The organism is Acinetobacter sp. ACNIH2 (assembly GCF_002934965.1).
Taxonomy (GTDB): Bacteria; Pseudomonadota; Gammaproteobacteria; order Pseudomonadales; family Moraxellaceae; genus Acinetobacter; species Acinetobacter tandoii.
In genome coordinates, this window is the sequence record NZ_CP026412.1 from 1056235 (window position 1) to 1069317 (window position 13083).

Annotated in this window: 6 protein-coding genes; 1 reads left to right on the forward strand and 5 read right to left on the reverse strand. The window is 43.0% G+C overall.

Translation table 11 applies throughout. The features are described from left to right. Nucleotides 1–204 precede the first annotated feature (204 nt). The 4 genes from rpsO to C3F34_RS04960 form a co-directional block, all read right to left on the reverse strand. A complete protein-coding gene (gene rpsO, locus C3F34_RS04945; protein ID WP_004637724.1) occupies nucleotides 205–474 on the reverse strand; it encodes a 30S ribosomal protein S15 in 270 nt (89 codons plus the stop codon). Between the two features lie 1081 nt (nucleotides 475–1555). Further along, nucleotides 1556–3304, reverse strand: a complete 1749-nt coding sequence (gene recD, locus C3F34_RS04950; RefSeq protein WP_044740580.1) for an exodeoxyribonuclease V subunit alpha — start codon at nucleotides 3302–3304, stop codon at nucleotides 1556–1558. A gap of 40 nt (nucleotides 3305–3344) precedes the next feature. Further along, nucleotides 3345–7082, reverse strand: coding sequence for a UvrD-helicase domain-containing protein (locus C3F34_RS04955; RefSeq protein ID WP_104441180.1), 3738 nt, complete (start codon nucleotides 7080–7082; stop codon nucleotides 3345–3347). Next, a complete protein-coding gene (locus C3F34_RS04960) occupies nucleotides 7082–10759 on the reverse strand; it encodes an exodeoxyribonuclease V subunit gamma (protein WP_104441181.1) in 3678 nt (1225 codons plus the stop codon). Before C3F34_RS04960 ends, C3F34_RS04955 begins: the two co-directional genes overlap by 1 nt. Nucleotides 10760–10937: 178 nt before the next feature. Between C3F34_RS04960 and C3F34_RS04965 the strand changes: the two genes are divergently transcribed. Next, nucleotides 10938–11444 (forward strand): hypothetical protein, encoded by a 507-nt coding sequence (locus C3F34_RS04965; protein WP_104441182.1) that lies wholly within the window; start codon nucleotides 10938–10940, stop codon nucleotides 11442–11444. A 39-nt stretch (nucleotides 11445–11483) separates the two neighbouring features. Here the strand turns inward: C3F34_RS04965 and C3F34_RS04970 are convergent, their stop codons facing one another. Further along, nucleotides 11484–12902, reverse strand: coding sequence for a phosphate--AMP phosphotransferase (locus C3F34_RS04970; protein WP_104441183.1), 1419 nt, complete (start codon nucleotides 12900–12902; stop codon nucleotides 11484–11486). Nucleotides 12903–13083 lie beyond the last annotated feature (181 nt).

The window sequence follows — 13083 nt, forward strand, 5'->3', positions numbered from 1 at the left end:
CCTAAGGTTTGGCATTCGCAACCAAAAGCTTGCGCAAATGACAAAGCTTAGAAGCCGACCTCACTAGACACACTATTTTCAAACACAAAGAAGGAGCGAAACATTCGCCCCTTCCCCATTATCTAGACATAGCTAGATATACTTTAGTTTTCAGTAATACAGCATTTGACATGCAATAATCCGAAAATAAAAGTTTCAATCGAATTAACGACGTAAACCTAAAGCACCGATCAAAGCAACATAACGGCCATGATCTTTACCATTTAGGTAGTCAAGTAACTTACGACGTTGGTTAACCATACGGATAAGACCGCGACGGCTATGATGGTCGTGTTTATGCTCTTTGAAGTGACCTTGTAAGTCATTGATTTGAGCAGTTAAAAGCGCTACTTGAACTTCTGGTGAACCAGTGTCGTTTTCAGCACGAGCAAATTTAGCGATGATTTCTGCGCGATCTGCGTTTGTTAAAGCCATTCGATTTCTCCGAGATGCTTAATAAAGTTACATTTGATACGAATCAATTGATTGCTCAACTGACTGCCGTGCATCACTACAGCAAGTCGGATATTTTAAGGGAAAATGGTCATGATTGCAAAATATGCGCACTATTAAAATTTACTAAACAAAAAAGAACCAAATGTCAGTCTTTAAATCTTCTCTCTGATTATGAAAAATCATTATCTAACAGATTAAAGGTTAAAAAATGAATATTAAATCACATTTTTAATGAAATTCGACTATTAAATAGCCATTTATCAGCAAAGGAAAATGTGTAATCTCAGCAAGATATTTTTTAAGCCAAAATACACAGCTCAATATTCATTTCATCAGCTAAAATCTATGCAAATCATAAAATGCCAATGAACTCTTAGCCGTACCACAGAGAATAAGTATCGTATGACGCTTAGATACACAAAATAATGCGCATTGCTTCTCGTTAAATACAGTTTAATAGAAGTTTCATCATATTTTTAACACTCATTATTTTGATACTTTTTGCAAATCATAAAAAATAGTCAACTCGAAAGAAAAAAGCCCAAGCAGAGCTTAGGCTTTTTTCATTGCGCTGTAGTTCTTATATTTATTGTTATAATTGTTTTAGTTATTGCGCATAATGCGCTTATTGTGACAAACAGTCCTTGTTTCCACTTTATGTCCTTATGTGTAATATTTTGCCACAACAAAATTTAAAGACTAGAGGTATTTTTCCCAACCTGCTGTACGTTTTTACGCACACTGGTGTACATCATTAACAATGAAGTACTAGAGAAAAATGTGGGGTTGAGGACAAAACTCTAGGCAATAAAAAAGCCCTGTAGTCTCTCCCAAAACTACAAGGCTTAGCGGCTGTAAGTTTCCTCTTTCACCTACTTCACTGTAAGTTCGCTGTCATATTCCGACTTTGTTATTATCCTTTTGCGATTATGGCTCAACGTTCCGTGTTGTGCTCTTTATGTGAACTCATCTTCTCAGAAACCATGAGAAAGCTCTATGCGCAAATATCTTGAATCAATGTAAGCTTTTTCGTACAAAGCTGCTTATTATGTAGTACAAATTAATAATCCAAGATACCTTTTATTTTTTCTAAAACCCCACTCATCCGAGTCGTCTTTTTAGACAAAGCTTGTGCCAATGCCTGAGGATCTGCCAATACACTCACCACCGTTTTAGCACGGGTAATTGCGGTATAAAGCAATTCCTGACTCAGTAAGTTCTGTGCTTGCGCATCCAAAACTACAGCCGTATGCGTGAACTCTGAACCTTGTGATTTATGAATGGTCAGTGCAAATGCCGTTTCTATATTTTTAGGCAAACGGGTTGCCAGAACCCATTTTTCTAAACTTGGGAAATACACTTCAAACTGAGACTGTCCTTGGCGTTGCCTTTTAAAGCAAATGCCAATATCTCCATTAGACAACCCTAATTGATAGTCATTGTAAGTCATCATTACAGGACGCCCGACATACCAGTCACCTTGTTTTGTGGTATAGCGACTGAGTTTGCTCAAGAAGCGTTGCTCAATTTGTTGATTAAGCTGTTTCAGACCAAACGCACCATGTCGAATGGCTGTGAGAATACGGTAATCATCAAAAATCTGGATAACATGCTGAATAGAAGTCTCTGGCTCTTCCGAACTCAAATGTGTTTTTAATATCTCAATATAATGCTGATAGCCCAGCATCAATTGATCATAATATTGCTCTGATGTTGGATGTGCTTGAGCAAAGTATTCCAGTTGCAATACATTCGGCATCTTGGCTAAAAGTGGTACAGCTTTAATTTCAGTCGGTGCAACCACCTGTTGGTGAAATTGTTCTAGTAATGCTTGAGGTGAAATGCTTGTTGGTGGCTGCTGAATAAATGCAGCCATTTGTCCAATTAAAGCTTCTCCATCAAAGCGTCGACTGGTCTTCAAATGTACCCGATTCTCTTGCAAAGCATTCACTTGCTGTAAATCGGCCAATACCGCCCCTACATCTACCGAAGCCAATTGATTGGCATCTCCCAATAAAATCAGTCGAGCCTGATTGGGTACAGCAGCAAACAACATACTCGCCAGATTTAAGTCCAACATCGAGGCTTCATCCACCACAATCACATCATAGGGTAATGGCTGTTCGGCATCATAGCGTGGTCGTGCGGAATGCCCTAAACCCAACAAACGATGCAGTGTGACGGGGTTTAATTGTTTTAAAGCGGGAGTAACCAGAGGCTGCAATATTTCATCATTTAATGCATTTTGTAGGGCTTCTTTCATACGTTGCGCGGCCTTACCTGTTGGCGCTGCCATCGCAATGCGTAAATTTGGTAAAGACTGGTTTAATACTGCAATAATACGTGCCAAAGTATAAGTTTTACCTGTCCCTGGTCCACCTGTAATAATATTCAAGGCTTGCTGGCACACCATGCTTAATGCTTGCTGCTGATGTGGATCACTCAGCAAACTGGAGTAGCCCTTATGATCAACGACGGGAACGATTTGTTGTTTTAACCTCGCCACGTGCTGTGCCAAAGTATTTTCCTGTTTCCAGTAACGATATAGATATAAATACTGCGGGTCATAAATAAAAGGCGCAACACGATTTGCCACCTCATTTTCACTGATGGCCAAATGTCCTAAATTACCTACTGCATTAGGTTCTAGCAGTACACAACTGTTGCCCTGTAACATTGCTTCCAATACAGACTGTATAACTGCATCTGTTTGTGGGTTTGGCGTTGCACAAAAAGGAGGCTGCTGAAGATATTGACTCCACGACTTGATCCATTCAGCATTCAATTGCTGTTCCTGCTTGTTTTCCACACAGTTATCCTCAAAGTTATCCACAGGCAAATTTATTGTTTTACATAACAGCTGAAGGTGATGATGCACTTTTATGAACATGCTCTTCAGCAAAATAGCCCAATAATGCATCCAGACGCAGTATAAATTCTGCATCAGGGCACCAATAGTTGACCCCATATTGTGCATCGCCATGCATACCACGCAAATACAGATAACTTGCACCGCCTAAATGTTTTTGAATGTCGTAATCTTCCAACTGCACTTGTAAATAACGATGTAATGCCACCAAATACAGCCCTGCCTGCAACCAGTAACTGGCCTGCGACATGCTTTCCTGTAATTTTGACGGGGTGTAATCTGCGATATCCGCACCCAAGAAGTTACTCTTATAATCAGCAATCTGGTAACGCTGTCCATCAAAATAAACCAAGTCGATAGAGCCTGTTAAATAGCGTGCAGAATGGGCAGCATTCAGTTCAGGCATGAAAATACCATATTCGACATATAAGTCCTGGATACGTTTAATCGCCAAGACATGATTGGATAAGGCCAAATAGAATGGAAATTCTGCCAAATGAGATTCTGCACTCAACTGATTTAAACAAAACTGTTGATGTAACGGCGTCGAGAGCACCTGTGTCAGCCATTCGGTCATCCATGCCAACAGTTGTTCTTCATCCACCTGCTGAAAATCTTGCTGATATTTGTCGCATAATGCCTGCCATAAACTTGGATAATCATTTTTAAAGCGACGGCGCACTTCGATTTTCCAGTCCTGTTGCTGTTGAAAATCAATATGTTCAAAAATTTCATGTAGAAAATTACCCGCCAATGTACCCATTGGAAATTGACGCTTAATCCAATGAATCGGTTGTGCAAGCTCTTCGGGCTGCTCCACCACCTCTAGATTAATTTCATCCGCCGCACTTTGTAGCTGTTCACGCTGTACCGCAAGTGCATCTAGTGCCTGCTGACGACTCAAATGCTGTGCTAATGCACTAAAACTGGTTTTTGCACGCGGATAAAAACGTTGTGTGGGAAACGCTATCGCATACAACTCAGGAAGCTGCTGATCTTGTACGCGCTTGAGTGCAATAGGACATTCAGTTAATACCGCTTCATCTGTGCTATGTGGGTGCTGAAAAACCTGTGCAGCATGTCCACGCCAAAATGCCAAGCCCGTGGTCGATTTTCCTGCCTGATCTTGCAATATGGCATAAACCCGATGACTGGCGCGGGTTAGTGCTACATACCAGAGCCGATGCTGTTCTGCTTCTGCCCGTGCATTGTGCTGTTGAACGGCAACTTCATCCAAAAGGTGCTTATCATTTACCGCAATCACGCGTTGCATTTCAAGCTGCCCTGTAACAGGATCGGGCAATTGTTGTGTGGAAAAATTCAGGGTTTTGTTCATTTCCCTAAAATCTTTATCGGCCCCTAACAAGAATACGATTTTAAACTCTAAACCTTTGGATTGGTGAATGGTCATCAACTGCACGCCAGCTTCATTCGACAGCTTACGTTCCAGTTCCCATTCACGCTCACTTGGGGCTTGTATTTGTCTGAGATACCAGTGATAGAGTGCCTGCGGTCCCTGAAAGTGCTCACTATGCTGACTCAGCAATTCAGTTAAATGACGCAAGTTCACCACACAGCGTTCGTTGTCACGGCTTTGGCTTGCCACCAGATTTGACCATGCCTTAAATAGGTTTAAAGCATATTGCCACGCGCTTAAAAAGCCTGTGTTAAACCACATTTCCCGAATGTAATCAAAATCTTCAATAAACTGGCTTAATCCCTCAGGGCGTTGCTCCAGTTGCATCAACTGGCTGAGCTGAAAATTCAATAGGCGTGTCAGCAAGGCGCGCTTGACCTTGGCCTCATCGTAAGGATGCATGATTGCGGTCAAAATGGCTGCCACGTCTTGTGCAATTGGACTATCAAATACACTCCGCTTGGAAGGTCGATTGACGCGAATCCCTAAACGTTCTAATTCATATTGCACCTTATCTAAGCCATCATGGTTTTTGGATAAAATCGCAATATCATTTTCATCTATGCCACGGTTGCCTGTGACTTCTGCCAAATACAACCGTTGCTGAATGCCTTGATTCAGCAAATCACGGATTTTCCAAGCCACTTGAATAAATTCATCTTTTTTGTCTTCTAGCATCAACCACCGTAAAGGCTGATGATTGTTGCCTTGCGCATCGACTAAAACCGGATGTGGTCGTGGTCCTGCCTCAACAGCGGTATATTCAACTTCTTCTCCAAATTGGATTTGTCGCTGAAATAAAGCATCGACCACCGTGACCAGTTCAGCCACAGAACGATGATTGTATTTGAGGCTATATAAGCGTCCTTGTTTACTCAACACATCGACACGCGCTTTGTTATAAGTGAGCATGTCTCCGCCACGGAAACCATAAATCGCTTGTTTCGGATCACCCACCATAATCATGCAGCCTTTGGCATAATGGCCTGCATCGCGCCAAATGCGGGCCAACATATTGTCCTGATCCTGATTAGTGTCTTGAAATTCATCCACCAAAATTAAGGGATAACGGGCTTGAACAAAACGAGCAAAACGTGCGCCTTGCGCATCTTGCAAGGCATCGGCTAAGGTACGAATTTGTTGCGCAAAGGTAGTTTCACTCTTTTGCTGCAAGACTTGTGGCAAACGTTTTTTCACTTCCGAAACCAAATAAAACTGCAAATAGCTATCCAGTGTTTCTAAATCAAAGCTGAGCTTGTCCAGACTTTGCATAAATGCCGTCAACTCACCAATCAGCACATGCTGTTGAAATCCCTGCAAGACTTCATCTGGGCATTTATTCAAAACTTTGTGAGTAGCATCACTCAGATGTTTCAGCGTTTCCGCGTATAAAGGTGCAAATAAGGCATAAGGGCCTTGCTGCTTTAACACCTCCAACAGTTCAGGCAACTTAACCGTCAAGAGTTGCTGTAATTTGTTGTCGTCGCGCCATTTCTTGGCCAGCAATTTAAAATGTGCACCATCGGCAGCATAATAATCTGCCAATTCAGTGATACGGCTCCAATCCAGCCCTAATAAATGTTCAACTTGCTGGCTAAAGCCCTCTACATCCACTTCGGGAGCAGCCACCGCCTGAAAATGCGCAGAAGCAAAATTCAAACTGTTTTCTACTACTGCCACATAAGCCTGCTGCGACTTTAATTTTTTATTCAGTAGCAGATAGTCCAAAATATTTTGTGGTTGCTGCTGAATCCATTCGCGCAGTACATCATGAATCAATTGCTGAGTATATTGTTTGGCATCATCGGTAATTTCTGCACGCTCAATTTTGCCACTTTCAAAGGCAAATTCACGCAGCAACTTTTGACTAAAGCTATCCAGCGTCCCGACAAAAAGCTCATCCAGTTGATCAATCACCAATTTGAGCCGTTCACGGGCATAATCCACGCGTGGTGCAAAATCTTGCAAAACCTTTTGATATAAGGGGTCTGATTCTGCCGAAATTTTCTGTTGCAGTTCAGATTGCGTCAGCGTTTGGCAGGTTTCAAAATAACGTAAAGTATCGACCAAACGACTACGAATCCGCCCTTTTAGCTCTGCCGCGGCGGCACGAGTAAAGGTGGTCGCAATGACCTGATTCGGTAGATAATCCCCCAAGAAAATCCGTACCATTAGGCTCGACAACGTGTAAGTTTTACCTGTACCTGCGGATGCTTCAATCCAATGCAGCCCTTTAAACTGCATATCGACAATCGGCTGATAAGAAATTGCAGCAGGGGGAGTTAAATTCGTCATCTGCATTATTCCTGAATCAACTGTTGATATTGAAAAATCGGTGCATACAACACATAGGCATACTGTTGGCAGGCTTGAGCCAATAAAGCCGTACTATCTTGTTGTTGCAGGATAAACTGCCAATCGCGATGCTGCTGACTGGCTTCATTGTCCAATACAGAAAAACCTGCAAAACGTCCATCATCCTGCCAGTCCTTGACGAGAGCGTCCCAGTCTTTGATCTGCGGTTGACCCTGCTCGTCCGGTTGCCATTCCAGTTGTTTACCTTTCTCTGCCACTTTGAATAATAAAGCTGCGGGTAAAACGACAGGCTGCATCTGCCCGTGTTGCCATAGTTCAAACCATGCCGCCAAATACTCTCGTGCCTGATTGGAAGATACCCCACTACACAGCACTGTTTGATCACTAAACACCACTAACCGCGCCAAGTCCTGCCCTGCATCACCCCGGTTTTCATGTGTTAGCCAGAACAAATATTCCAACCAGAGTTGCACCCGTCGTTTGGCACGCGCACTGGATGCCTCCAAGCTCACCCATTGCTGAGTCGATTGAGAGGGAACAGTGATTTGGAACTGGATATTTGCGCTCATATTCCAGAGCTGCTGTGTCACAGGTGTGATCTCTGTGGCATAACGTTGCAAGCGTGCTTGTAATTGTTGCTGTTCAATTACACTGATTTGCCATGCGGCTTGCTGCATTTTACCTACAGGCAATTGATCCAATAACAATTCAGGCTGGGTCATTTGCCCTTGTTGCTGTAAGAAATGCCGCACTGCATAACGCCCTAAGCCATCTAAAACCAAGGGTTCAACTTCATCAGGCAGGTTTTCAGGTTTTAAGTTTTCCACGCCAAGGGTTTTTAGATATAAACGTGCTGGGAAGCAGACATCCTGAATCCACTGTCGACTTTGCAGGCTGAGAAAATCACTTTGCGCCGCCAGATAGGGACTATCTTGCCATGCCCGACGTTGCCCAGTTGGTGCAGCAATCTGTTGTGCCACCCGATACCAATGATCTTGAAAACGCGTTGGTTTAGGCTGGGTAAAGCCAGAAACATCAAAAGGCTGTAAAGGATGAATCTGATACAGCCCTTGTAATTGTGCAGGCACACCTAAACCATGTAGCTGCTGGCTAACTTCTGCCGTACGCTCTAATTTCTGGGTAATAAAAGCCAAATGCTGAATCAGTTCTTGCAAGGCGGTAGATGGCTCACGCACTTCCCCATCATTGACATCAAAACCATTATAAAACAGCCATAGATTCTGCTGTGCCAACAGCAATGCATCCAAGAACGCCCCTTGGTCGTCTTCTAAACGAGAGCGATCACCCAATTGCGGTTTCAGGATATCCATCAAATCAAAAGGCAAATGCTGATTACGACTCGGGAACTTGCCACTGTCCAAATTTAATATCACAATCAGACGATAAGGAATCGGACGAATCTGCCCCAACTGGCTAAAAGTAATCTGCCCTGTCGGTTCCGCCTGATCAAGCTGTGCATCCAATGTGGTTTGAATTTCATCCAGCAAATATGCCAAAGGCAAACTTAACTGATCCAAGCCATATTGATCCTGCCCTTCATAGAAGTTGGATAGCGTCAGCATTCGTTCTTGCTTTTTAATAATTTGTGCAACTGTGGCCAAGACCTCTACGCCTGCTTGCTCAAATTCTGCCACTTCCTGCATCAGGATTTTCAGCCATTGCTCGACTTGTTTAGGCTGCTGTTCATGTGCCAGTAGCCAGTCTCGGCGTGCATCCAAATCTTGATAAATCTGAATGAGTTTAGCAATTAGTTCAAAATCACTCGGCATGACTTCAGCGAAACTGAGTATCTGATCAAACAAGGTATGTTCAGGAATGGCGATACCCATCGCCAAACGGTCTAAGGCAAATTTAAAGCTAAAGCGATAGTCTTGATCACCTTCAGATAGACTCAATGCCAAATGTTGCGCATCTAAGCCGCGCTTAAAACCCGCTTGTTCCAGCAACTCTAGCATGCGTTCGACCATATTCATGTCTAAGCCATAACATTGTTGCGTGGCCGCTAAACTCAGCCAGTCGGCAAAATCATCGAGACGAAAGCGCCCTTGTGTCAGTTGTATACGGCCCAACACCGCACGCCACGCATTGGCAGCATCTAATTGAGTCACGCCTGCAATTTTCACGGGCAGATAAATACTATCTTGGCTAATTCGTCCCGAGATGGTGCGCTCATCTTCCCGTTCGCGAACAGGCGGGGCGAAAACGCTACGAATATGTGGCTCAATGTCTTTTAAATTGGGACTGAGCACCAGAATATCACTCGGACGGCGCGGCTGCTCTTTGCTGCCTTGTGCCAACCATGCAATCAATTGCTCTTTCAGTACTTCCAGTTGACGCAAACTGGAGTGGCAGACATGTATTTGAATGGAATCATCTTGTGCATCCAATACAAATTGATGTTGTTCAGGCTCTACCAAATACAGAATATCGGATTGAACTTTGCCTAATAAGTTCGTTGGGTATTCATCAATAAATACATCTGCCCAAACCCCATCTTCTCCTGAAGAAAGCCCAGATAATAATGAAAAGTGATCTCGTGCTTGCTTGCCAAAACGGGTTAATAAGGGATGACGTGATTCACGAATTTCGGCATTAAAATGCAGGGTGAAATCCTGAAAGAATTGTTCAATTTGCTCATCCGTAGCTTGCGGATTTTTGGCAATAAAACGCTCTTTCACTCGCAAGTCATAGCGTGCTTTCCAGTTCGGATCGACACTGTCTGCCCAATACTCCTGAGACGGGTTATAGTGCAACAGATAAATATCAACATATTGCCCTAAGCGCTGTAAAAACTGTAACTGACTTGGTGGTAAATCCAGCAAGGTAAACACCACCAAGGGCTGTGGCAGTTTTTTTAATGCTGCCGCATTGGGTGCTTCTGCACTGCCCAGCATCTCCCAAAATGCCGCATCAATCTGCCGCATTTCCATAAAATCCTGATGAAACACCACCTGCCACAACCAACGCTGCCATGCTTCCAATTCATGTGCCTGATTCAGGGTAAAAGCCGAAATTTCAGTATTGGTCTGGAAGAACATCTGCTCAATGGGTAATGCCTGATTACTTCCCCAACGTTGCAACCAATTGGTTGGACAAGTGCATTGGTAGGTGGGGCAGTTTTTCTGACAATGTCCACGATATTCCATGTAATGGCTGAATAATTTAGAAACCTGTTCTGCCACCCAATACAGCATGCGCTGCTTTTTCTGTTGTTTTTCGATGCCCTGTTCAAGTTGATCGGCACTGGCATAAATGCGTTGCACAATCGGCGTTAACGGATGTGCTGCATCCAAGGTAGATTGTTCTGGCTGAATATAAGCCAGTAAGGCTTGATAGACCCGCCATTTAATAATAATGCGTGGAATATTGGCTTTACGCACCTGCTCTTTGTCTTGATCCAATACCCATTGATAGGCGGACCATTGAAACCCCCGAATGCGATGATGAAACTGGGTATTGGCACTAATGCCTTTTTGTTCTGCCAGTTGCTGCGTCAGCCACGCTTCAACCGCAGGTGATGGCACAATAAAATGTTGGGGTTTCAACACCTGCAAAGCATTGCGACTTTGTGATTTCACCGTTTTCAACATGGCCTGTAGCAAAACATCAATCCGTTGACTCTGAATCACGTGAATGGCCATGAATGGTTTTTCTCCAACGATAAATGAACAACAATCTACAAAAGCATAAAGATTATTGACTATACTTGGTGTACTGTCTATGTCACGGTATAGCACAATATCGATTTAAAAATGACTTTGAAAATCGATGCTTAAAGATGCTTCAATATAAAAATGGATACAAGGTTTAAACTAGACAATGAAAATAGACAATATTCCCGATTCAATTGATGCCTCATTAAATCTAGAACAAATCCGCGCAGAATGTCTCGAATTGGTTCAAAAGCGTGCCTATGTTTCTGCGGGTGTAGCCGTCATCCCTGTGCCTTTTTTGGATGTGGTGGTTGATGTCGGCATTTTGTCACAACTGATTCCTGAAATTAATGCCCGCTTTGGGCTTGCACCCGAGCAAATCAGCGTGTTTGACATGGAAACCAAACAGATTCACTGGCAAGAATTGCGTAAACGTGGCTTTGAGTTTTCAGGTTTAGTCGTGGCACGAACTGCTGTGAAAAACTCAATACACAATTTCGCCTCCAAAATGATTACCAAACAAGTCAGTAAATACATTCCCTTAGGCGGTCAATTGGTGGCGGCAAGCCTTGGCTATTTCATCATGAAAAAAGTGGCCGAGGCTCATGTGGAGGATTGCTACAAACTCGCCAAATCCATCCAGCAAAAACAAAACCTAAAAGCCACGGCTTAAAACTTAATACCCCTGAACGACCTAGCAACTCAACACAGGCTAATCTGCTTTGAGTTGCTTCAAAATACTGCGTAAAATTTCCAAACGTGCACTGTATTTATCATCATTGGCAATGATGTACCACGGTGCATAGTCCGTGTTGGTTCGTTCAAACATATCCGCAGCAGCATGTAAATACTCATCCCATTTTTCACGATTACGCCAATCATCAGGCGTGATTTTAAAGCGCTTGTGCGGCGTTTCTTCACGTTCCTTAAAGCGCGCATATTGCTCGTCTTTACTAATCGATAGCCAGATTTTTACCACTACGGTATGACTATCCGTCAAATCTTTTTCAAAGCGATTGATTTCTTCATAAGCCCGTTGCCACTCTACATCACTGGCAAAACCTTCAACCCGCTCTACCAAAACTCGCCCATACCACGTCCGATCAAAAATGCTAATTCGTTCATTGGGTTGTATTTTGTTCCAGAAACGCCACAAATATGGATGCCGCAATTCATATTTTTCAGGCGCAGCAATGCTATAAATTTCATATTCACGTGGGTCTAAACTTTTTACAATCCGTTTAATCGCGCCACCTTTACCTGCTGCATCCATCCCTTCTAAGGCAATAATCACATTGCGCTCTCCAAAACGTAACGCATCTGCTACTCTACGGGTGAGCTTATCCAGTTCCAGCTTATATTCATTCTTATCAATTTTTTCCGTCGGTGGGTGCTCTAGTACAGCGGGAATACCAGCTTGCTTCCATTTATGCTGTGCCGACTTCACATGCTCAGGACAATGCTGCATCGCTCTTAATACATGTTGTGCGAACTGCTGATCACGGGATTGTTCATCTTCACAATCAATAATGATCCAGTCTTCGGTAAAACGCTGACGCAATTTCTGCAATCGTTCATATTGCTTTTTATTGCGCCAATTTAGACCATGCAATTTATGCCAATGCATTTCACTGGCATCCATCTCATCCAGCCGCTTTTGCAGCGATTTCCACGACAAATCAAACCAGATTTTAATGACATCGACATGGTTATTTTTCAGGTCTTGTTCATAAGCCCGCATATTGTCCAAATATTCATCATATAAGGTTTCATCTAAAGGCTGAGAAACATGTAAAGCAGTACTGAGCAGATCTCCATACCAGTTCCCAAACATCACCACAATTTGCCCTTCTGCGGGAATAAAACGCGCATAAGGTTGCCAAAAGGTTTGGACATTATTAAACATCACAGGGGCATCAGCCTTGACGCGCAAATAACGTGGATCCATCCACTCACGCAACTGTTTAACCGCCTCACCTTTACCTGCCAATTCAATACCACTGACCAAGACCAAAACACTTTTGGCATTGGGTTGACCTTGAGTGTCTTTTAGGGCGTATTGCGCATCAATTAAATCAAGGGACAATTGACTTTCATCGACCAAGGCTGGTTCTAGTTGTTGTTTCGCCATTTTTGTCTCGCCATCAGTTAAATAAAATAAAGTTAATCTTTTTAAAGCCGTTGTTTTGCTTCAGTATAAAACAAGCAGAAAGCTCATTTTCGCAGATCTTTGTATAATTTCATGACAAATTGACTGATTTTCATGTCGTATTCGATCATTTTGTCATAGCGGGAACTTGCAACAAGTTCTA

Coding starts and splice junctions, on each gene's coding strand:
- C3F34_RS04960 (WP_104441181.1), bottom strand. CDS start 10,759: ATGGCCATTCACGTGATTCAGAGTCAACGGATTGATGTTTTGCTACAG.
- C3F34_RS04970 (WP_104441183.1), bottom strand. CDS start 12,902: ATGGCGAAACAACAACTAGAACCAGCCTTGGTCGATGAAAGTCAATTG.
- C3F34_RS04965 (WP_104441182.1), top strand. CDS start 10,938: ATGAAAATAGACAATATTCCCGATTCAATTGATGCCTCATTAAATCTA.
- rpsO (WP_004637724.1), bottom strand. CDS start 474: ATGGCTTTAACAAACGCAGATCGCGCAGAAATCATCGCTAAATTTGCT.
- C3F34_RS04955 (WP_104441180.1), bottom strand. CDS start 7,082: ATGCAGATGACGAATTTAACTCCCCCTGCTGCAATTTCTTATCAGCCG.